This window comes from Devosia sp., from assembly GCF_040509215.1.
In the GTDB taxonomy this organism is placed as follows: domain Bacteria; phylum Pseudomonadota; class Alphaproteobacteria; order Rhizobiales; family Devosiaceae; genus Devosia.
Genome location: NZ_JBEVLL010000048.1, coordinates 1 through 20242, shown reverse-complemented (window position 1 = coordinate 20242; position 20242 = coordinate 1). Strand labels below are relative to the sequence as shown.

Below are 20242 nucleotides of genomic sequence, written 5' to 3'. Positions count from 1 at the left end.
GGCATCGACCATCGTCGCCATCTCCTCGATCCACCTGCTACAGATTTTCCTGAACGTCCCGCAGTACACCAATGACCACATTCTTTGGTACACGATCCTGCATGTGACCTTCATTTTGTCGGCTCTTTTCCTCGCCCTGATCGACAAAATTTCGAAAAAGGGTGACAAGGACAAAGCTCCGGACCTCTGAGGGACCAGTATATCCAATTGATACCAATGGATCTTTTTCGTGCCACAATTGAATTGGCCCTTGTGATCACGAAATAGGGAACCGACTCTGAAGAGGGTGCGTTCTTTAGCCAGAATTCACTTGCTAAGGAGCATCCAATGGCTACCCCAGAACGTGATACTATCTATACCAACGACGGCAACCGCACGGTCTATACCCGTGAAAGCAACGGAACCGGCTGGTTCGTGGGCATTATCGTCGCCCTCGCTCTGCTGGCCATCGGCTACCTGGTGTTCTCGGCCAATTCGGGCCCGTCCACCTCGGTTGACGTCAACGGCGTCCCGGCCGTGGAATCCCCCGCAACGGCTCCGGCCCCGATGACCGAAGCTCCGGCCGCCACCCCTGAAGTGGCCCCCATGACCGAAGCCCCGGCTCCGGCAACTGATGCAGCCCCTGCTGCTACCCCGGAAGCCGCTCCGGCTCCGGCTGATGCCCCGGCAGCAACTCCGGAAGCCACCCCGGCTCCCGCCGCTGAACCGGCCGCCACTCCCGGCGCTTAACATCTCCAATCCCTAGAGCCTCGATCCCTCCCATCGAGGCTTCCCGGGCCCCGGTTCTTAGCAACCGGGGCTTTTTCTTGCCGTTTTGTCGCATGTCCGCGTCCCGCAGAAGGCTTGCGGTCGATGTGTCCAATACCCATCTCCAAGGGAATCCAGAAAGGGAGCGTCCATGTTCAATATTGACCAGATCATCAAGGCCATTCAGACCGATCCGAATACCCAGCGGACGGCAATGACCGGTGCTGCTGGCCTTGCCGCCGGCCTGCTGCTTTCGGGTGGCAAGCCGACCAAGCTATTGGGCAATGCCGCCAAGCTCGGCGCCGTCGCTGCCGTTGGCGGTCTCGCCTACAAGGCGTGGCAATCCTATCAGGAAAAACAGACCGGCGCGGCGCAACCCGCTGCCCCGCGCGAAGACGCGTTCATTCCGCCCGCCGGTAATGAAGCGGCGCAGGAGGATCTGGGCAAGTCCCTCGTCCGCGCCATGATCACCGCTGCCAAGGCCGATGGCCGTATCGACGCCGAGGAAAAGGACGCCATCTTCGAGCGCCTCAAGACCATGCCGCTTTCCGCCGAGGAGAAGGCATGGGTGTTTGACGAGCTCTCGACGCCCCTCGACATCAATGCCGTCGTCTCCCGCGCCGATACGCCCGAGCATGCGGCCGAGATCTACGCCGCTTCCCTCGTCGCCATCACCGCCGATACCCCAGCCGAGCAGGCCTATCTCGAAGCGCTGGCCGCCAAGTTACGCCTTGACCCCGCGCTCATCACCGAAATCCACAAGGCCGCCGGCGAAAAGGCACCGCTGCCTGCGCCAACGCCGCCGCAGCCATGGGCCTACACGCCCTCGGGCAGCAATGTCTGATTGTTGATATGATACCGCGTGCGCAAGCGCGCGGTATCACCCATGTGCGTTCTTGCGACTGGCAGCGTCGGCCGCCATCTCTTCGCGCAAGGAGAACGCCATGGAACTCGGACTTTATTCCTTTGCTGAAAATACCCCCGACCCGCTCAACGGCGGGCATCTGCAGTCGCCGGCCGAGCGCCTGCGTGACCTGATCGAAGAAATCGAGCTGGCCGACCAGCTTGGCCTCGCCTTTTACGGCCTCGGCGAGCATCACCGCCCGGACTACGTCGCCTCGTCCCCGGTAACCATCCTTGCTGCCGCCGCTGCGCGCACCAAGTCAATCCGCCTCTCGACCGCGGTGACCGTCCTCTCCTCCGAAGACCCGGTCCGCGTTTATCAGCAGTTCTCGACCCTCGACCTCATCAGCAATGGCCGCGCCGAGATCATGGCCGGCCGAGGCTCCTTCATCGAGAGCTTCCCACTCTTCGGGCTCGACCTCGACGACTACGACGATCTCTTCGAAGAAAAGCTCGAAATGCTGCTCGAGCTGCGCAAGGGCGGCAAGGTCAACTGGGCCGGCAGCAAGCACACCAACCCCATTCCCGGCATTGCCGTCTATCCCGAGCCGGTCCAGAAACCCCTGCCGCTCTGGATCGCCGTCGGTGGCACGCCCAACTCGGTCGCCCGCGCTGCCTACTATGGCCTTCCCCTGATGATTGCCATCATTGGCGGTCGCCCGCGCCAGTTCATGCCGCTGGTCGACCTCTATCGCCAGACCGGTACCCAGGCCGGGCATGATAGTTCGCTGCTCAAAGTTGGCATTTCCGGCCACGGCTTCATCGCCGAAGACAGCCAGGACGCCCGCGACGTCGCCTTCCCGGCCCACAACGCCACCATGAGCCGCATCGGCGCCGAGCGCGGCTGGCCACCGGGCACTCGCGCCCAGTTCGAAGCCAGCACCACTCCGGAGGGCGCCTATTACATGGGCTCCCCGCAGGAAGTGATCGACAAGATCCTGCTGCAGCATGAATGGTTCAAGCACGACCGCTTTGGCCTGCAGCTCAGCGTAGGCACCCTGCCCCACGCCAAGGTCATGAAAGCCATCGAGCTTTACGGTACGGTGGTGAAGCCAGCCATCGACAAGGCCCTCGGCGCCTGAGAAAGCAAAAAGGCCCATCCGAGGATGGGCCTTTTTCTTTAGCTAACCGCGACCGCGATAAGGCGGCACGCCCTGGTCCGGCACCCATGTGCCCTCGGCCAGCACGCCCGTCTGCCAGAACACATCGATCGGAATACCCCCGCGCGGATACCAATAGCCGCCGATCCGCAGCCAGCGCGGCTTGATCGTCTCGACAATGCGCTTGGCAATGTCGATGGTGCAGCCTTCGTGAAACGCGCCATGATTGCGGAACGAGGTAAGGTACAGCTTGAGCGACTTGGACTCGACCAGAAACTGATCCGGCACATAGTCGATCACCAGATGGGCAAAGTCGGGCTGGCCGGTCACTGGGCACAGCGAGGTGAATTCGGGCGCGACATAGCGCGCCACATAGTTCACGTCCGGATGCGGATTGGGCACAGGGTCGAGCACGGCATCCTCGGGACGCTGCGGCACGCCGACATCCTTGCCAAGCTGCAGGGTCTCCGAGTTCATCGTCTTACTTGCCCGAACGCTTGATCGACTTGATCGCCAGCGGCGGCTGACCGGACTTTTCCGAGATCGCGCGGTCCTGCTCTTCGATAGCCGCACGAGCCGGCTCGTCGCCATCAAGGCCGCCAAGCAGGTTGGCATCCACCTTGCGGTTGGAACGCTGCGAGCCGTCTTCATAGACGATATCGAACATCACGAATTCACTGCGGGCTGTGGGCTTCTTGGCCATGATGGCAATCCTTCAAAAACACGACCGCGAGCCGATTGGCCCGCGGTCTAGCAACATTTCGAACCTGGCTTAGCGGAAGATGCCTTCGCCCTGCTCATCGATAATCTGGCGCCCCTTGCTCAGCGCGAGCGCCACGAGGTCGTCCTTGGAGCCCATGCGATCGGCGCGGATGAACTTGTAGGTCTTGAGCTCGCCGCCCACGTCCTTCTCGATAGTGCCGGCCAACTGGTATTCGCTGCCCGCACGCATCTCGATGGCCTTGATCAGAAAGCCCTTGTAGCTCTCTTCGCCGAGCGACTTGTCGCCGGCCGGTGCACTGTCCTCAGCGCTGCCACCACCAAAAAGCTTCTTCCAGAACGACATAGGCTACTCCCTCAGATGCGTCGCAGCGGCCTTGGGCGCACAAGCTCGCCCCGCCGCTCCATCTCCTCCTGCAGCCATTGCGGGGAGATGTCAAAATGGTTCGGCCAGGTCGGCGTGCCGTTGGCGAGACCAACCTTGGCGAAGAAAGCCCGGTCGCGCAGCGGTTCGGTCCCTTCTCCGCGTTCGGCCAGCATGGACGCCGCGTTGAAGGCGCCATGCGTGCCGTCGGAAAACGTCACCGCCAGCTTGAACGGAACGCTGGCGCGGATCGCCGTGACCTTGAGGCGGAGAGCAGCCATGGGGCCGCTCCTAGTTGTCGAGGAAGCTCCGGAGCTTCCGGCTGCGGCTCGGATGCTTGAGCTTGCGCAGCGCCTTGGCTTCGATCTGACGAATACGTTCGCGGGTAACCGAAAACTGCTGGCCGACTTCTTCGAGCGTATGGTCGGTGTTCATGCCGATACCAAAACGCATGCGCAGCACACGCTCTTCACGCGGTGTAAGCGAGGCCAGAACCCGAGTGGTCGTTTCACGCAGGTTGGACTGGATCGCCGCATCGATCGGCTGAATCGCATTCACGTCCTGGATGAAATCGCCGAGGTTCGAATCTTCTTCGTCGCCGATTGGCGTCTCGAGCGAAATCGGCTCCTTGGCGATCTTGAGGACCTTGCGGACCTTGTCGAGCGGCATCTGAAGCTTTTCGCTGAGCTCTTCCGGCGTCGGCTCACGGCCGATTTCGTGCAGCATCTGGCGCGACGTACGGACGATCTTGTTGATCGTCTCGATCATGTGCACCGGAATACGGATGGTGCGCGCCTGATCGGCGATCGAGCGGGTGATCGCCTGACGGATCCACCAGGTCGCATAGGTCGAGAACTTGTAACCGCGGCGATACTCGAACTTATCGACGGCCTTCATCAGGCCGATATTGCCTTCCTGAATAAGATCAAGGAATTGCAGGCCGCGGTTCGTGTATTTCTTGGCGATCGAGATCACGAGGCGAAGGTTGGCCTCAACCATTTCCTTCTTGGCGATTGCAGCTTCGCGCTCGCCCTTCTGCACCTTGTGAACGATGCGACGGTACTCAGCGATATCGAGGCCGGTTTCGGTGGCAAGCGTAGCGATCTCGTGACGGATATCGTGCACGGTATCAGCTTCGCGGCGGGCGAATTCGCCCCAGCCCTTGCCGTCAAAACCTTCAAGTCCGGTTTCCCAGGTCGGGTCCAGCTCGCGGCCATAGTAGTTCTGCAGGAACACTTCGCGCTTGACGCCATAGCTCTCGGCCAGGCGCAGCAGACGACCTTCAAGACGCACGAGGCGCTTATTGATGTCGTAGAGCTGCTCGACAAGGCTTTCGATACGACTGGTGTTCAGCGACAGCGACTTCACGTCGGTGATCACGTCAGCGCGCAGCGAACCAAGCTTCTTGGATTCAGCGTCCGAAACGGTCGCCGTGCGATCGACGGCATGACGATCCTGCATCGCGCGCATCTGACCATAGGCCTCGGCGATGCGGTTGAAGGTCTCGACGACTTGCGGCTTCAGTTCGGCTTCCATGGCCGAAAGCGACAGAGCGTTGTCGAATTCGTCGTCGTCGTCCTCGACCGGGTCCTGCGGTGCCTGCGGCTCTTCGGGCACATAGTCATCGTCACTGTCAGACGACGTCGAGCGGCGCGGCGCCGGCTTTGCAGCGGCCTTGACCACCTCGGGCTCATGACGCGCCGGCGCCACCGGAATTTCCGGGGCAGCCTGCTTGGCATCAGGGCCAGCATAGGTCGCTTCGAGATCAATGATGTCGCGCAGCAGAATTTCGCCTTCGGCGAGCTGGTCGCGCCAGATGATGATGGCCTGGAACGTCAGCGGCGATTCACAAAGGCCTTCGATCATGGTCTCGCGACCGGCCTCGATGCGCTTGGCGATGGCGATTTCGCCTTCGCGGCTGAGCAGTTCAACCGAGCCCATTTCGCGCAGATACATGCGCACCGGGTCATCGGTACGGTCAGAGCCCGATTTTGTATTTGAAGTATTGGCAAGAGCCGTGCCGCTCGAGGGCGCAACTTCATTGCCGGTTTCGTCTTCGTCCTTCTCGACTTCGGTCTCTTCGACCTCGTCTTCGTCGACGACGTTGATGCCCATTTCCGAGAACATGGACATGAAATCTTCGATCTGCTCGGAACTTGTTTCGTCCGCAGGCAGAACAGCGTTCAGCTCTTCATAGGTAACATAGCCGCGTTTCTTGGCGACCTTGATCAGCTTCTTGACCGCAGCATCGTTCTGGTCGATCAGGGGACTGTCATTGGAGGCCTCCGGAGCCCCGGATTCGGGCTTCTCGGTTTCCTTGCTGGCTTTGTTCGCTGCCTTGGTGGCCATATGCTACTCCTCGGGACCCGTGGGCATCGGGCGCCGGACTTGTCATAGGTGGTGTCGGCTCAAGACAAGGTAAAGGTTTGGTAACCAAGGCGTTAACACGCCCAGTTCACAATGGCCCGCTCCGGGACGCAATGACGAACTTCGCCATATGCAAAATCGCGCGTCTTCGCCGGTCTTTAGAGAAGTCCTCTAAAAACTGCGAGTCGCGCGTCCCGATAGCGAACCAAATCCTTCGATCAATGCCTCAGTGCCATCGACAGTGGTAATCTGGTTCTTGATGTCTCGCAGCCTTTCAAAGGTTTCATCGCTCGGGTCTTCGCCCAGCGCCGCTTCGGCTGCCTTCAGTTCCCTATTTAGCTGAACTTTCTTGTTATGCAAGGCCAGCGCATGACTTAATCCGGTTTCGGCATCGGTCAGTGCGGTATCGGACCCCACTTGCCAAACGCCCTGGCGCACCAAAGTTTCCGCCATCCGATCAAGAATCGGTCCATGACCCCGCGCCCCCAGGGCCGCCTGCATATCGGGCGCCGAAATATCATGGTGCCGTACAGCGAGCGCCAGGATGTCGCTCAAAACCTTCTGCGCCGTCGGCGTTTCGCAGTCGAGCGCCGCCAGAACTTCGAACTTGTCCTCGACGAGGGCGGGATGGTTCACGAGCGTCTGGATGATCGTCGCCTCGCGAGGCGTCGTCTCTATACCAGGCCCACCCCGCACCAGACGAGAATTGCGCAGGGTATCTGAAACGACCGAACGCGGCGTACCGCGCGATGGGAAACCATAGGCGCCACTTTTGCCATAGCCAGGCCGCCCACCACCGCGCTGGTTATCCCTGCCCTGCCGGATCGGCGCGAAGAAAGCCTTCAGCTTTTCATCAAACGCCTGCTGATAGTGAAAGCGGACCGTTTGATCCTGGATGGAATTGGCTCGCTCGCGAAGACGCGCCTGCAAAGCCGCCCGCTCTTCAGGCGCCTCAGGCACTAGCCCGCCGGTCTCGAGGCTCCACAGCATGTCCGACAGGCTCCGCGCCTTGTCGATCACGTCGGCAAAAGCCTGCCGCCCCTGCGCCTTGATCAGGTCGTCCGGGTCCTGCCCTTCCGGCAGCGTCGCGATCTTCACGGTCTGGCCGGGCTTCAAGTGCGGCATCACCAGGTCCATGGCCCGCTCCGCCGCCTTGAGACCGGCCTTGTCGCCGTCAAAACAGAGCACGGGCACCTCGGCCATGCGCCAGAGCAGTTGCAGGTGCTCTTCGGTCAGCGCCGTACCCAGCGGCGCCACCGTGCCCTCAAAGCCCGCCGCCACCGCGGCGATCACGTCGAGATAGCCCTCCACCACGATGACCGTGGCCCCGTCCCGCGCCGCCGCCCGGGCCGATTGCCCATTGTAGAGCGTCTGGCGTTTGGAAAAGAGACTGGTCTCGGGCGAATTGAGATACTTGGCCGGCACGTCGGCGCTCAGCGCTCGGCCGCCAAAAGCAATGATCCGCCCACGGAAATCGGTGATTGGAAACATGACGCGATTGCGGAACCGGTCATAGGTCAGCGGATCGTCATCGCGGCTCGTCACAAGCCCGGCATCGAGCATGGCCTGCGCCGAAACCCCGTTGGCCGCGAGATGCTCCTTCAACCCATTGCGGCTATCGGGCGAAAACCCAACGCGGAATCGGGTCTGGCTTGTTGCCGACACGCCGCGATCGAAGAGATAACCTCGGGCCCGAGCCCCAATATTGTGCGAAAGCGCCGCCTCGTAATATTTCGCGGCCAGTTCCATGACCTCGACGAGGCCCTTCTGCGCCGCCTCGCGCTGCTCCGTACGCTCATCCCGCGCCGGCATCGGCACACCGGCCATACCAGCCAGCTTCTCCACCGCTTCGGGAAAGCTCATCCCGGCCTTCTCGGTCAAAAACCGAAAGTGGTCGCCGCTCGCCCCGCAGCCGAAGCAATGGTAGATGCCGCGACGGTCATCGGCATGAAAGCTCGGGCTCTTTTCGGCGTGGAAGGGGCAGCAGGCCCACATATCACCCTTGCCCGGTTGCGATTTCCGCTTGTCCCAAAGCACATGTTCGCCCACAACCTGCGTAATCGGCAGGCGCTGACGGATTTCTTCCAGGAACTGATCGGAAAAGCGCATAGGTGCTACCTAAGCACTCCCTGAGCCGAAGTCATCAGCCAGGAGCTTTTCCACAGCCATGCCCCGCGCCAAGATGCCAGTCCCGGTGCTGCTTGCTTTCACCCTTCTCCCCGCAATTGCCATCGGCGCCACGCTCTGGATCGTCGGCGACCTCGTGCCAGCCTGCACCATCGATGAGCAGGAACGCCTGACCTCGCCCGACCAGCAGTTCGATCTGGTGGTTTTTTCGCGCGATTGCGGCAACCACGAACCCAACACCCAGGCCGCCCTAGTGCCGCCGGGAGAAGAGGTTCCATTCGATGCTGCGAGCTTCTTCTCGATAGGTGCCGACGCCGATCTTTCCGCCAGGTGGTTGGCGGCCGATTCCATCGAAATCACACGACCGACCGGGATCACCGCCTTGCGCGATGACGCCAGCGTCGCCGGCGTCACCGTCACCTACAGGTAAGTTTCAGGCCTTGCTGGCCTGATAGAGCCGCCAGGCCCAGCCGAAAAGGCCGATGGCAAAGAACACCAGCAGGATGCCGCCGATGACCATGCCTACCGCGGCCGTCAGCACCGGGAAGAACAGGAACACCAGCCCGAGCAGCGCATAGGACACGCCCGACAAGACCACCGGCCAAATGCGCGCATAGCTCTCCCGCTCCCGCACCACCACGACGATCTGCATTACGCCCACGAAGAGCGCGGCGAGGCCGACGATGGTGCCGAAGAAGGTCGCGGTAAAAATTGTCGCGATGAACGGCTGGATGAAGAACAGTATGCCCAGGATCAGCGACGCTGCATTGGCGATGATGTCGAACCAGTAATTGCCGCTCTTGCCGCCCCCAAAGGTCAGGCTCCAGAGACCCAGGGCACCGTCAATGATCAGCAGGATGCCGCCGAACAGCACCAGCACCGTGAGTGCGTCGCCAGGGAAAATGATCGCATAGAGACCCGCCAGCAGCATCAACAGTCCGCGCAAGGCTGTCGCCGCCGCAAAGCGCCGCTTCGTCTGGGATGAAACCGTCATTCTTGTGCCCTCCATCGGGCCGAAGAGGCCCTTCCAGCACAATAAGTCTAGCGCCACCAATCCATTGGCGCCAGCCATACGCGGGTATAGTTTTTCTATAGTGGCCGGGGCAAAATATGGATTGTGCCAGTTGAGCCCCTGTGAAATGAGCAGGCTCCAATTGAGGCCGCGACGGCGGTTGCTGACATGTCCCTGCCCCTCATCGCCCTCTTCCTTGCAGCCTTCGCTTTCGGCACGGCCGAATTCGTCATCGCCGGCATTTTGCCCGATGTCGCTGCGGGGCTGGACGTCTCCATTCCCGTCGCTGGCTATCTGATTTCCGGCTACGCGATCGGCATCGCCATCGGCGGCCCGCTTCTTGCCGTAGCGACGAAGAAAATGACCCGCAAGGCGCTGATTTTGCTGCTGGGCGGGGTCTTCATTCTCGGCCAGGTGTTTTGCGCCCTGGCTCCCAATTTCGAACTGCTGATGCTGGCTCGCGTGCTGGTTTCAGTAGTGCACGGCACCTATTTCGGCATCGCTGCCATCGTGGCCGTCAGCATCGTCTCGCCCGACAAGCGCGGCTTTGCCGTGGCGCTGATTCTCTCGGGCCTGACCGTCTCCAACATTCTCGGCGTGCCCGGCGGCACCGCCATTGGCAATATGCTCGGCTGGCGCGCCACCTTCTGGGCCGTGGGCATCATCGGCCTGTTCGCGACACTGGCTGTCGCCGTGTTCCTGCCCCGCAATGCCGCGTCGGAAACCACCTCCGGCAGCTTCATGCGCGAGTTCAAGGTACTCGGCCGCCAACAGATCGTCGCCTCGCTCTTCATCGTCATCCTGGTGATGATCGGCCAGTACAGCCTCTTTACCTACATCACCCCGCTTCTGACCCACGTCACCGGCATCGAAACCGGCGTCGTGCCTTGGGTTTTGCTGCTCTATGGCGTGGGCTCGACCATTGGCGTCTTTATCGGTGGGCGTCTCGCCGACTGGAAACTCATGCCCTCGCTGGTTGCCATCCTGGCCCTGCAGGCAGTGACGTTCGTCACCATCTATTTCGTCAGTCCCTACCCCATCGTCATGGCCGTCGCGACGATCCTCTGGGGCGGCGTCAACTTCGCCTTCGGCTCGCCGGTGCAGTCGCGCGTTCTCGCCTGGGCCGCCGACGCGCCGAACCTGGCATCCGCCCTCATCCCCACCGGCTTTAATATCGGCATCGCGATCGGCGCCATCCTCGGCGCCAACGTGATCGATTCGGGTCTCAGCTACGGTTTCCTGCCGCTCATCGGCGGCATCTGCTCGGCTCTCGCCGCTGCCATTGCCATCGGCTCAGGCCTCTGGGATCGCAGCACCGGCGCCTTACCTCCGGCCCCCGCTGCCGTGGCCGCAGAATAGATCACCAGAAAATGTGATCACCGATGGATACAATTGCAGCTTCTCTGTAAGTGAGCGTTGTATCTTTGGCCGCTAATAGGGGCCATAGCGTCGGGTGCTCGAATGGTCATCGACAATGCCACATTGCTGATTGGCATAGCGTTTTCGAGCGCATCGCTGCTGGTCGCCCTTTTGATTGGCTGGCTCAATGCCCGCTCCGAGACCTATCTCGTGCTTGGCGCCATCGGCATGGGGATGGTGGTTTTCGCCGTCATGCTCATGGGCCTGCGCAACGGCGCCTACGGCTACGCCCAGCACTTCCTGCCCTATACGCTGATCCTCATCGGCTTCAGCTTCATCTATGCGGGCGCGCGCCGCTTCAGGGACATGTCGACGAGCCATCGCCCGCCGCTCATCGTTGGCGCGATTTCCGTCATTTCTATCGCCATTCCCTTCCTCATGGGGCTGACTGGCCTTGGAACGGCGCTGCTCAACATTTTCGCTGCCGTCATTCTTGTGCTCTGCGCCATCGAACATTGGCGCAGCAAGGATCACCCGCATGTGGCCCTCAACGCCAATGCGATTCTCTACTGCATCACCGCGTCGTCATTCCTCGCCTGCGGCGCTGTTCTCCTGCTCGAAGGCCGCTGGGTAACCACCGAGCCCCCCAAGAACTGGGCCGAAGATTTCAATTCGATCATGTCGCTGGTCGGCCTCACCGGCATCGGCGCGCTGACTTTGACGCTCCACTATGCCCGCGCCGCCCACCGCCATCACACTGAGGCAAATACCGATTCCCTGACTGGCGTTCTCAATCGCCGCGCCCTTTTCGACCGCTTCGGTGCGTCAAGCCAACCGAACAGCACCGCCGTTCTGATGTTCGATCTCGACCATTTCAAGCAGGTCAACGATCGCTTCGGCCACGCCCAGGGAGACCGTGTCCTGCAGCGTTTTGCCGATGTCCTGCGCCAGGAAATCCGCCGCGGTGACGTCGCCTCCCGCATCGGCGGCGAGGAATTCTGCGTCGTCCTCACCGATATCGACCAGGAAACGGCGAAAACCATCGCCGAGCGCATCCGCAAGGCGTTCGCCGATCTCGCCCTCGCCATCGATGACAAAGGCCTCTTTGCCACGGTCAGCATCGGCCTTGCCATGCCCGCGACAGACGAGGACTTCTCGGCCCTGCTCAACCGCGCCGACGCGGCCCTCTACCAGGCCAAGAATGGCGGCCGAAACCAAGTCCGGCTCGCCAGCTTGCGGCTGGTGGCCTAGCGCCGAAAAATTTCTCGGAAAAATAGTCGAACCGCATTCAGCGCATGCGTCGCGCCACTGTCCGGTCGATGTGCGATCGACCAAACGAGACCGCTTCCGGTTTCTGCCAGGAGGAAAGCAATGGCCGACAGAACGCTCTACTATACCCACAACATCAATCCGCGCGTGGCCGTGGCCGTGGCGCGCCATTTGAAATCGCCGGTCGAACTTGTCCGTTACGAGCCCATGGGCGCCGATCGCGAGGCATTCCTGCCGCTCAATCCCAATTCACTTGCGCCTTTGCTGGTCGAAGACGGCAAGCCGCTCTGGGAAGCCGATGCGATTTCCTTGCGCCTGTCGCGCCTCGCGGGTGGCGCGTTCTGGCCCGATGAACACGCCGTCGAAATGATGATGTGGGTGAGTTGGAGCGCCCACCACTTCACCAATGCTGGCGCAGCGCTGGTCTGGCACAACTTTACCGCGCGATCGTTCATGGGCGACCCAGACCCCGGCGTCGTCGAAGAGACCACCAACGACTTCAAGCGCTTCGCCGCGATTCTTGATTCAACTCTGGCAGGACGCGATTGGCTGGTCGGCGACAGGCTCACCTATGCCGATTTCCGCGTGGCCTCGTCATTGCCATTTGCCGAACGCGGACTGATTCCTCTTGAGCCCTATGCCAATATCCGGGCGTGGCACGAGCGCCTCAATCAGATCGACGCCTGGCGCGACCCCTTTGCCGGCCTCGCCTGACGAAATTGGCGGGAAGCCCCAGGCTTCCCGCCAAAATCCTTAGCCCTTGGCTGCCAGCGCGTTACGCACCTGCCCGCTCACCTTGCCGAAGTCGATACGGCCCGGATAGCTTGCCTTCAGCACCCCGATCACCTTGCCCATGTCCTTCGGCCCCTCGGCACCGCTCGACACGATTGCAGCCTCGATAGCAGCGGCAACCTCTTCTTCGCTCAGCGGCTTGGGCAGGAATTCGTTGAGAATATCGATCTCTTCCTTTTCCACCGTCGCGAGGTCGGCGCGGCCAGCCTGCGCATAGATCGCAAAGCTCTCTTCGCGCTGCTTCACCATCTTCTGGATGATGGTCAGAACTTCGTCATTCGTGGCCGGCCCCTTGCTATCGCCGCGATTGGCGATATCGCGGTCCTTGATGGCCGCATTGATGGCGCGCAAAGTCGCGGTTCTCCGCTGGTCGCGGGCCTTGAGGGCAGTTTTCAGGCCTTCGCTGATCGTTTCGCGCATCTTGATGTGCTCCTTGCCATGCAATTTGTTGTCCCCATATAGGCATGAAACGCTGGACGCGCTACTTGCGCTCCGCGGCTTGGCCTTCTAAGAGGAGGCCTCAACCGACATACCTCGCAAACCTCGCAGCGGCTTCTCGCCGCTTCCTTGGCGCGCGACCCGACGAACCAAGCATGGAGACCGACCGTGACCGGCTGGCAGCAATCCCCCGCGACCGCAGTTCTTATTCTGGCTGACGGCACGCGCCTTGAGGGCCATGGCATTGGTGCAGTCGGCCACGCGGCCGGCGAAGTCTGCTTCAACACGGCAATGACCGGCTACCAGGAAGTCCTCACCGACCCCTCCTATGCCGGCCAGATCATCACCTTCACCTTCCCCCATATCGGCAATGTCGGCACCAACGACGAAGATATTGAAACGGTGAACATGGCCGCCCTTTCGGGTGTACGCGGCGTCGTGCTCAAGGCCGACATCACCAATCCCTCGAACTATCGCGCTGCCGAAAAGCTCGATGCCTGGCTCAAGAAGCGCAACATCATCGGCATTGCCGGCATCGACACCCGCGCCCTGACCGCCCTCATCCGTGAAAACGGCATGCCCAATGGCGTCATCGCCCACGAGCCCACTGGCCAGTTCGACGACGGCTCGATCAAGGCCGAACTGACGGCCTTCCCCGGCCTTGAGGGCCTCGACCTCGCCAAGGAAGTCACCACCGCCCAGACCTACCACTGGGACCAGACGAGCTGGCAGTGGAACAAGGGCTACGGCAAGGTCGAAAACCCGGACTTCCACGTCGTCGCCATCGACTACGGCGCCAAGCGCAACATCCTGCGTTGCCTCGCCGATCAGGGCGCCAAGGTCACCGTCGTTCCTGCCACCGCCTCGGCGGCCGACGTCCTCGCGCACAATCCCGACGCCATTTTCCTCTCCAATGGCCCCGGCGATCCGGCCGCGACCGGCAAGTATGCCGTCCCGACCATCCAGAAGCTGATGGAGTCAGGCAAGCCCATGTTCGGCATCTGCCTTGGCCACCAGCTGCTCGGCATCGCCCTCGGCGGCACGACCAGCAAGATGCATCAGGGGCACCACGGCGCCAATCACCCGGTCAAGGACCTGACCACCGGCAAGGTTGAAATCACCTCGATGAACCACGGCTTTGCCGTGGACGCCGAAAACCTGCCGGCCGGCGTCACCCAGACGCACATCTCGCTCTTTGACGGCTCCAATGCCGGTCTCGCGGTCGATGGCAAGCCGATCTTCTCGGTGCAGTACCACCCCGAGGCCAGCCCCGGCCCGCAGGATAGCCACTACCTTTTCACGCGCTTCCTCAATCTGGTGCGCAAGGAAAAGGGCATTGCCGAATGGCCCGAACACAAGGCCCCCGCGGCTTAAATGAACCGCAGCGAGATCGTTGAAGGCCTCAGGGGCGGCGCCGTCGTTGCGCTGTCCTCCGCCCCCTTCGCGGTGCTGTTCGGCGCTGTTGCCGTCGACAACGGCCTCAATCTTCCCGAAGTGGCGCTCATGAGCGCCACCGTCTATGCCGGCGCCAGCCAACTCGTCGGCATCGAACTCTTCGGCCAGCACGTCGCCGCCTGGCTGGTCGTGCTCTCGATCTTCGCGGTCAATTTCCGCCACGTCCTCTACTCGGCCGCCCTCACCCGCTACCTCACCCATTTCACGTTGGGCCAGAAGCTCCTTGCCTTCTTCGTGCTGATCGATCCGCAATTTGCCGAGACCGTGCGTCGCGCCGAAAGTGGCAAGACCATCACGCTCGAATGGTATCTCGCCTTCGCCGCGGTCATTTACGTGCCCTGGCTGGTCTTCAGCATCATCGGCGCCGCCTTCGGTTCGATGATCGGCGACCCCCGCGTCTGGGCCATCGACGTGTTGCTGCCGCTCTATTTCCTCGGCATCGTCGTCGGCTTCCGCCGCAAGCCCAACTTCTACCCCGTCGTCATCGCCAGCTTCATCGGCTCCGTCCTGGGCTACCAGTTGGTGGGCTCGCCCTGGCATGTGAGTATCGGCGCCGCCTTCGGCGTTCTCGTCGCCGCGCTGATGCCCCTGCCGCAGGCATCCGGCACCAAGACCGCGAAGGCCGGGCACTCATGAATTTTGCCCTAGATCCCGCCACGGCCTGGCTGATCATCGCCGCTGCAGCCGCCACCTATCTGACGCGCGTCGGCGGTTACGTGCTCATCACCCGCATGAGCAGCATTCCGCCGCGCCTCGAAGCCGCGCTCAACGCAGTTCCTGCCGCGGTTTTGACCACGCTCTGCGCCCCCGCCTTCTTCAACGGCGGCCTCGACATCAAGCTCGCCATGCTGGTGGCGCTGGTCGTCAGCCTCAAATATCCCGGCCTGATCATGCTGGCCGCCGGCTGGGCCACCGCCATGCTCTGCCGTCACGCCTTCGGGCTCTAGGCCGAGCTGGGCGTCTGCCGCACTACTTCAAGCTCGGTCAGTCCACCAACCTCGAAACCCTTGTCCCGCGCCATGATGCCAAAGGCCTCAGCGCCAAGATGCAACTTGTAGGGCGTCTCGGCAAAGCGCACGCCCGCATCGACAACCGCGCGCGCTATGAGAACAAAACTCTCCCCCGCCCCGTCGAGCGGCAACAGCGCGAAAGCCTTCTGATAGCCGAGATACGTGCGGAAACCTTTGTCGCGCCGCACCGCGCCGTCCCGCCCGCCGTCCTTGTAGAGCACCTTGAAAGGCGCACCTTTTTCATAGCGGAAGAGCTGGTCATCGGCCGGCGAACCGGTCGCATCGACGACATTGGCTGATGTCACCGGCAGTCCCGCGCCCAACATGCGCTGGATCGCTTGGGATGGAATGACACTCACATCTCCATCCACCAGCAAGACGTGAGCAGCATCGGACGCAAGGCCGTCCAGAATGGCATTGTCCCTCGCCGCCGGAGACGCGAAATCGCCCTGAACCACATCCGCACGCAGCCCGCTCCCTGCCAGTGTCGCCACCAACCCTTCCACGTCCGCACTGGTCGAAACATGAACCGCAAAGGTTAGCCGATCCGGCGGATAATCGAGCGCCATGAGCGCCCGCAACAGGGCCGGCGACATCGACCGGTCGCCGAGACGCACCGCAATGTGCACCTTCGGCCGGTCTTCCTCGAGAACGATCGCCTGATTGATGTAGAGCTGAAGGGGATCGGCAATGACCACCTTGGCCAGCGCAGGATTTACCAGCCGCCTCCACGCCCACTTGATGACCGTAGGCACCTGCACGATTGGGGCCAATCGAGTAGCTCGCTTGTGCCAAGGCACCCAAGTCGTCATCCAGACATGCGAAACAAGCGAGCCGCCCGTAGCGGGGACAACCGTCCCGACCGGCTCCAGCAAAGCAATGGCTTCTGCATCGGAGCGCGTGTTGCGCCCATCGGATAGCAACGGGGACCAGACCATCGGCGACAACAAGGTCGGACGATCTTTCTTCCGCAGCCGGAGCACAGCCGCCGTAACCATCGACGGCCCGGTGGCATAAAAAGTCTCAAGGCCAACTAGGCTCGGCATCCGTGCAATGATGTCCTTCCACAACTGGTGCCCTGGCACCGAGCCCATGAAGGCGTTGGTCAGAAGGAACGGCACGCCTTGGTGATGGCGATCCGGAAATATGTGCTCCAGCGGCTCGATGCCCAGAAAGCACTCATGCTGCAGCAGTCCTTCGATGGACTGAAAAGGTTCGACATCGAGATCGGCATAGACGCCGCCCAAAGCCCCAAGCACCAGATAGCGGAATGAATCCGCTCTCTGGATCATCTTGGGATAGGCGTCATATGTGGCGATGAAACCCGGATAGGTCTCCGCCACAAAGGCCCGCATCGTCTCGTCGGTCCACAGTCGAACATCCCAGTCCGGATGCAGCCGGCGCCAGGCGTCGTAATAGGCCTGCATCTGGCGCGGAAGCTGTTCGGATTTCCAAGTAAAATGAAGGATCTTCGGGATCATGAGCCGGCCGGACGAGTAACTACCCGCCCGGTTTAGCGAACCCTATGGCCCCCCGCTACCCATCTGGCATTGGCTATCTTCAGATGTTCCCGGAGAACGTGTCGCAATCGTTAGGATCACCAGACTGGTAGCCGCGCTCAAACCAGGTCTGGCGCTGCGCCGAGGTACCGTGGTTGAACGTCTTGGGCACTGCATAGCCCTGCATGCGCTTCTGCAGCGTATCGTCGCCGATCTGCTCCGCCGCGTTCAAAGCCTCTTCGATGTCTCCGGAATCGAGCAGGTTCTGCTGCCCAGCATAATTGGCCCAAACGCCTGCATAGCAATCCGCCTGCAATTCGACCCGCACCGAATAGGCATTGGCCTGTTCCTGGCTCATGCTTTGGCGCCGACGGTTGAATTCGGGCAGCACGCCGGTGAGGTTCTGCACATGGTGCCCGACCTCATGCGCCAGCACATAGGCCTGCGCAAAATCGCCCGGCGCGCCGAACTTGCGGTGCAGTTCGTCATAAAAGGTCAGGTCGATATAAACCTTGGAATCGACCGGGCAATAGAACGGCCCCGTTCGCGCATCGGCCACTCCGCAGCCGGAATTCGTCTGGCCGCTGAAGAGCACCACAGGCGGTTCGGGATAATCTTCGCCCGCGCTGGCGAAAACCTCGGTCCAAAGATCTTCGGTTTCCTTGACCACCACGCCGACGAAATCGACCAGTTCATCCTGGCCTTCGGTCGGAAGCTGCTGCGATGACGCACTCGAAGTCGTGGTGCCCGAGCCATCATTCAGCGAATCCAGCGGGTTCTGCCCCGTCACCATCCAGATGATGCCAAGCACCACGATAATGCCGATGACTCCGCCGATACCCCCGCGCGAGCCACCGCCCATGGGGATGCGAATACCACCACTACGTCCTAGCGAAGGCCCGCCAAAACCGCCCGCCTCTCCGCGACGATCCTCGATATTGCTGCTGCGTTCCCGACCACGCCACTTCATGACGGCCCTCCATATTCACGTCTGTGGTAGCAACAAGCCGCAACAATTGGAACAAGTTGCACGCGGCGCCAAAAAGGCCACCGTCATCGAACTGTCATAAATTGACCATTCGGTAAAAACTACATAGCGTCTCCCCGCCGCCGTCATGCCACCGTCACCGAACGCGGGCATGTCGGGGCCGCTTCCCGGGAGAGGAAGCGCCTGAGAAGCCGGATCAGCCGGCCCCGCGGGAATTTCGGCCCCAGGCGCACATGGCATTTCACTTGGAGACGTTCGATGAATTTTCTTCCAAAGATTTCTCGCCGTAGCTTTCTCGCCGGCTCCGCTAGTTTAGGAGCAATAGCTGCGATGCACCCCTTCGCCGTTCAGGCGCAAGCGAACCAGGCGCATCTGCGCATCATCGAGACCACCGACCTGCACGTCGCGGTCTTCGCCTATGACTACTATGCCGACGCCCCCAACGACACGATGGGTCTGGCGCGCACCGCGACCCTCATCGAAGGCATTCGCGCCGAAGCCGGCAATTCCATGCTGCTCGACAATGGCGACATCATCCAGGGCAACCCGATGGGCGACTATATCGCCTACGAAAAGGGCCTCGACGGCAATATCCACCCGATCATCGCCGCCATGAACACGCTCGGCTATGAAGCCGCGACTCTGGGCAATCACGAATTCAACTACGGCCTCGAATTCCTCGACAAGGCCCTCGAAGGCGCCGAATTCCCCTTCGTTTCCGCCAATCTCGTGCGCGGCGAGCTCGCGGCCGATGCGCTCAGCGACGAAACCTATGTCCTGCCCTATCGCATCGTCGAAAAGGAACTGACTGACGGCGCCGGCGCCACCAAGACCATCAAGGTCGGCCTCATCGGCTTCCTGCCGCCCCAGATCATGACCTGGGATGCGACGCACCTGACCGGCAAGGTCAACACCCGCGATATCGTCGAAACCGCTCAGGCCTATGTGCCCAAGATGAAGGAAGAAGGCGCCGATATCATTATCGCCCTCTCCCACTCCGGCATTGCTGCCGGCCAGACGACCGGCGCCGAAAACGCCTCGCTGCAGCTCGCTGCCGTCGAAGGCATCGACGTGGTGCTCACCGGCCACCAGCACCTCGTCTTCCCCGGTCCGGATTATGAAGGCATCGAAGGCGTCGATATCGAAGCTGGCACTCTTGCCGGCAAGCCCGCCGTCATGCCCGGCTTCTGGGGCAGCCATATGGGCCTCATCGACCTGCTGCTCGAGCAGGATGCCGACGGCAAGTGGACCATTGCCTCGCACACTTCCGAAGCCCGCCCGATCTTCGAGCGCGTCGAAGGCAAGGTGAATGCCCTCGTCGAAGACGAAGCCGACATCATCTCCGAAGTCACCGACGAGCACGAGGAAACCCTCGACTATATCCGTCGCGCCGTCGGCGAAACCTCGGCTCCGCTTTACTCCTACTTCGCCCTCGTCGCTGACGATCCGTCCGTCCAGATCGTGAGCCAGGCCCAGACCTGGTACATCCAGCAGATGATGAAGGGCACGGAAAACGAGAGCCTGCCGATCCTCTCGGCTGCCGCCCCCTTCAAGTCCGGTGGCCGCGGCGGCCCCGACTACTACACCGACGTCCCCGTCGGCCCGGTGGCGATCAAGAACGTTGCCGACCTCTATCTCTATCCCAACACCATCCAGGCCGTTGTCATCACCGGCGCCGATGTGAAGAACTGGCTCGAACGCTCGGCCGGCATTTTCAACCAGATCGAGGCAGGCGCCAAAGACGCCGAACTCATCAACCTCGACTTCCCGTCCTACAATTTCGACGTGATCGACGGCGTTACCTACAAGATCGACCTCACCCAGCCCTCAAAATACTCCGCGGATGGCAAGGAAGAGCCGAACCCCGATGCCAATCGCATCATCGACCTCGCCTATGACGGCAAGCCGATCGATCCGGCCCAGAAATTCGTGGTCGCGACCAACAACTACCGCGCCGGTGGCGGCGGCACCTTCCCGAACATCAATTCGGACGTGATCGTCTTCAAGGGCCCGGATACCAACCGCGACATCATCGTGCGCTTCATCATCGAAAACGGCACGATCAACCCCAAGGCCGACAGCAACTGGTCGC

21 protein-coding genes and 1 pseudogene are annotated in these 20242 nt (G+C 61.6%); 12 read left to right on the top strand and 10 right to left on the bottom strand.

Annotation, left to right across the window (positions count from 1 at the left end; translation table 11 throughout):
* The 4 genes and pseudogenes from ABW043_RS02465 to ABW043_RS02450 all read left to right on the top strand — a co-directional run.
* Positions 1-190: pseudogene (locus ABW043_RS02465) on the top strand (TIGR00645 family protein); the annotation flags it as partial.
* A gap of 137 nt (positions 191-327) precedes the next feature.
* Positions 328-729 (top strand): hypothetical protein, encoded by a 402-nt coding sequence (locus tag ABW043_RS02460; RefSeq protein WP_353919659.1) that lies wholly within the window; start codon positions 328-330, stop codon positions 727-729.
* Positions 730-898: 169 nt separating this feature from the next.
* On the top strand, positions 899-1591 hold the full coding sequence (locus ABW043_RS02455) for a tellurite resistance TerB family protein (protein ID WP_353919658.1): 693 nt from the start codon (positions 899-901) through the stop codon (positions 1589-1591).
* A gap of 100 nt (positions 1592-1691) precedes the next feature.
* Entirely contained in the window at positions 1692-2732 is a 1041-nt protein-coding gene (locus ABW043_RS02450) for an Atu2307/SP_0267 family LLM class monooxygenase (protein WP_353919657.1), read from the top strand.
* 42 nt (positions 2733-2774) lie between these two features.
* Here the strand turns inward: ABW043_RS02450 and queF are convergent, their stop codons facing one another.
* The 6 genes from queF to dnaG all read right to left on the bottom strand — a co-directional run bounded on the left by queF (position 2775) and on the right by dnaG (position 8310).
* Positions 2775-3227: a preQ(1) synthase gene (gene queF, locus ABW043_RS02445; protein WP_353919656.1), complete on the bottom strand. Its 453-nt coding sequence runs from the start codon at positions 3225-3227 to the stop codon at positions 2775-2777.
* Positions 3228-3231: 4 nt separating this feature from the next.
* Positions 3232-3453, bottom strand: coding sequence for a hypothetical protein (locus ABW043_RS02440; RefSeq protein WP_353919655.1), 222 nt, complete (start codon positions 3451-3453; stop codon positions 3232-3234).
* Between the two features lie 69 nt (positions 3454-3522).
* A complete protein-coding gene (locus ABW043_RS02435; protein ID WP_353919654.1) occupies positions 3523-3816 on the bottom strand; it encodes an HlyU family transcriptional regulator in 294 nt (97 codons plus the stop codon).
* An 11-nt stretch (positions 3817-3827) separates the two neighbouring features.
* Entirely contained in the window at positions 3828-4115 is a 288-nt protein-coding gene (locus tag ABW043_RS02430; RefSeq protein ID WP_353919653.1) for a DUF2442 domain-containing protein, read from the bottom strand.
* Positions 4116-4125: 10 nt separating this feature from the next.
* Positions 4126-6183: an RNA polymerase sigma factor RpoD gene (rpoD, locus tag ABW043_RS02425; RefSeq protein ID WP_353919652.1), complete on the bottom strand. Its 2058-nt coding sequence runs from the start codon at positions 6181-6183 to the stop codon at positions 4126-4128.
* A 189-nt stretch (positions 6184-6372) separates the two neighbouring features.
* A complete protein-coding gene (gene dnaG / locus ABW043_RS02420; protein WP_353919651.1) occupies positions 6373-8310 on the bottom strand; it encodes a DNA primase in 1938 nt (645 codons plus the stop codon).
* Between the two features lie 58 nt (positions 8311-8368).
* Between dnaG and ABW043_RS02415 the strand changes: the two genes are divergently transcribed.
* Positions 8369-8758: a hypothetical protein gene (locus ABW043_RS02415; RefSeq protein ID WP_353919650.1), complete on the top strand. Its 390-nt coding sequence runs from the start codon at positions 8369-8371 to the stop codon at positions 8756-8758.
* A 3-nt stretch (positions 8759-8761) separates the two neighbouring features.
* On the opposite strand, the gene ABW043_RS02410 is transcribed toward ABW043_RS02415, so the two are convergent.
* On the bottom strand, positions 8762-9322 hold the full coding sequence (locus tag ABW043_RS02410; protein ID WP_353919649.1) for an HdeD family acid-resistance protein: 561 nt from the start codon (positions 9320-9322) through the stop codon (positions 8762-8764).
* A 186-nt stretch (positions 9323-9508) separates the two neighbouring features.
* Here ABW043_RS02410 and ABW043_RS02405 point away from each other — a divergent pair, with 186 nt between their 5' ends.
* From ABW043_RS02405 to ABW043_RS02395, 3 genes are all read left to right on the top strand, one after another.
* Complete coding sequence (locus ABW043_RS02405; protein ID WP_353919648.1) at positions 9509-10699, top strand: MFS transporter; 1191 nt, start codon at positions 9509-9511, stop codon at positions 10697-10699.
* Between the two features lie 102 nt (positions 10700-10801).
* Positions 10802-11950 carry a GGDEF domain-containing protein gene (locus ABW043_RS02400; RefSeq protein WP_353919647.1) on the top strand — a complete coding sequence of 383 codons (1149 nt, stop codon included), beginning with the start codon at positions 10802-10804 and terminating at the stop codon, positions 11948-11950.
* 120 nt (positions 11951-12070) lie between these two features.
* Positions 12071-12682, top strand: coding sequence for a glutathione S-transferase family protein (locus tag ABW043_RS02395; RefSeq protein ID WP_353919646.1), 612 nt, complete (start codon positions 12071-12073; stop codon positions 12680-12682).
* Positions 12683-12721: 39 nt separating this feature from the next.
* Here the strand turns inward: ABW043_RS02395 and ABW043_RS02390 are convergent, their stop codons facing one another.
* Entirely contained in the window at positions 12722-13180 is a 459-nt protein-coding gene (locus ABW043_RS02390; protein ID WP_353919645.1) for a GatB/YqeY domain-containing protein, read from the bottom strand.
* A 186-nt stretch (positions 13181-13366) separates the two neighbouring features.
* Between ABW043_RS02390 and carA the strand changes: the two genes are divergently transcribed.
* The 3 genes from carA to ABW043_RS02375 are packed head-to-tail and all read left to right on the top strand — an operon-like array spanning position 13367 to position 15600.
* A complete protein-coding gene (carA, locus tag ABW043_RS02385) occupies positions 13367-14572 on the top strand; it encodes a glutamine-hydrolyzing carbamoyl-phosphate synthase small subunit (RefSeq protein ID WP_353919644.1) in 1206 nt (401 codons plus the stop codon).
* On the top strand, positions 14573-15289 hold the full coding sequence (locus tag ABW043_RS02380) for an AzlC family ABC transporter permease (protein ID WP_353919643.1): 717 nt from the start codon (positions 14573-14575) through the stop codon (positions 15287-15289).
* Entirely contained in the window at positions 15286-15600 is a 315-nt protein-coding gene (locus ABW043_RS02375; protein ID WP_353919642.1) for an AzlD family protein, read from the top strand. Before ABW043_RS02380 ends, ABW043_RS02375 begins: the two co-directional genes overlap by 4 nt.
* Here the strand turns inward: ABW043_RS02375 and ABW043_RS02370 are convergent.
* Complete coding sequence (locus ABW043_RS02370) at positions 15597-17144, bottom strand: glycosyltransferase family 32 protein (RefSeq protein WP_353919641.1); 1548 nt, start codon at positions 17142-17144, stop codon at positions 15597-15599. The two genes, ABW043_RS02375 and ABW043_RS02370, sit on opposite strands and share 4 nt — an antisense overlap.
* A 79-nt stretch (positions 17145-17223) precedes the next feature.
* Positions 17224-18132 carry a KPN_02809 family neutral zinc metallopeptidase gene (ypfJ, locus tag ABW043_RS02365; RefSeq protein ID WP_353919640.1) on the bottom strand — a complete coding sequence of 303 codons (909 nt, stop codon included), beginning with the start codon at positions 18130-18132 and terminating at the stop codon, positions 17224-17226.
* Between the two features lie 276 nt (positions 18133-18408).
* Between ypfJ and ABW043_RS02360 the strand changes: the two genes are divergently transcribed.
* On the top strand, positions 18409-20242 hold a 1834-nt coding region (locus ABW043_RS02360; RefSeq protein WP_353919639.1), incomplete at its 3' end, for a bifunctional 2',3'-cyclic-nucleotide 2'-phosphodiesterase/3'-nucleotidase.

Bases quoted from the DNA above. Each gene is read 5' to 3' on its own strand.
- ABW043_RS02460 (WP_353919659.1), top strand. From the start codon at position 328: ATGGCTACCCCAGAACGTGATACTATCTATACCAACGACGGCAACCGC.
- ABW043_RS02455 (WP_353919658.1), top strand. From the start codon at position 899: ATGTTCAATATTGACCAGATCATCAAGGCCATTCAGACCGATCCGAAT.
- ABW043_RS02450 (WP_353919657.1), top strand. From the start codon at position 1,692: ATGGAACTCGGACTTTATTCCTTTGCTGAAAATACCCCCGACCCGCTC.
- queF (WP_353919656.1), bottom strand. From the start codon at position 3,227: ATGAACTCGGAGACCCTGCAGCTTGGCAAGGATGTCGGCGTGCCGCAG.
- ABW043_RS02440 (WP_353919655.1), bottom strand. From the start codon at position 3,453: ATGGCCAAGAAGCCCACAGCCCGCAGTGAATTCGTGATGTTCGATATC.
- ABW043_RS02435 (WP_353919654.1), bottom strand. From the start codon at position 3,816: ATGTCGTTCTGGAAGAAGCTTTTTGGTGGTGGCAGCGCTGAGGACAGT.
- ABW043_RS02430 (WP_353919653.1), bottom strand. From the start codon at position 4,115: ATGGCTGCTCTCCGCCTCAAGGTCACGGCGATCCGCGCCAGCGTTCCG.
- rpoD (WP_353919652.1), bottom strand. From the start codon at position 6,183: ATGGCCACCAAGGCAGCGAACAAAGCCAGCAAGGAAACCGAGAAGCCC.
- dnaG (WP_353919651.1), bottom strand. From the start codon at position 8,310: ATGCGCTTTTCCGATCAGTTCCTGGAAGAAATCCGTCAGCGCCTGCCG.
- ABW043_RS02415 (WP_353919650.1), top strand. From the start codon at position 8,369: ATGCCCCGCGCCAAGATGCCAGTCCCGGTGCTGCTTGCTTTCACCCTT.
- ABW043_RS02410 (WP_353919649.1), bottom strand. From the start codon at position 9,322: ATGACGGTTTCATCCCAGACGAAGCGGCGCTTTGCGGCGGCGACAGCC.
- ABW043_RS02405 (WP_353919648.1), top strand. From the start codon at position 9,509: ATGTCCCTGCCCCTCATCGCCCTCTTCCTTGCAGCCTTCGCTTTCGGC.
- ABW043_RS02400 (WP_353919647.1), top strand. From the start codon at position 10,802: ATGGTCATCGACAATGCCACATTGCTGATTGGCATAGCGTTTTCGAGC.
- ABW043_RS02395 (WP_353919646.1), top strand. From the start codon at position 12,071: ATGGCCGACAGAACGCTCTACTATACCCACAACATCAATCCGCGCGTG.
- ABW043_RS02390 (WP_353919645.1), bottom strand. From the start codon at position 13,180: ATGCGCGAAACGATCAGCGAAGGCCTGAAAACTGCCCTCAAGGCCCGC.
- ABW043_RS02380 (WP_353919643.1), top strand. From the start codon at position 14,573: ATGAACCGCAGCGAGATCGTTGAAGGCCTCAGGGGCGGCGCCGTCGTT.
- ABW043_RS02375 (WP_353919642.1), top strand. From the start codon at position 15,286: ATGAATTTTGCCCTAGATCCCGCCACGGCCTGGCTGATCATCGCCGCT.
- ABW043_RS02370 (WP_353919641.1), bottom strand. From the start codon at position 17,144: ATGATCCCGAAGATCCTTCATTTTACTTGGAAATCCGAACAGCTTCCG.
- ypfJ (WP_353919640.1), bottom strand. From the start codon at position 18,132: ATGAAGTGGCGTGGTCGGGAACGCAGCAGCAATATCGAGGATCGTCGC.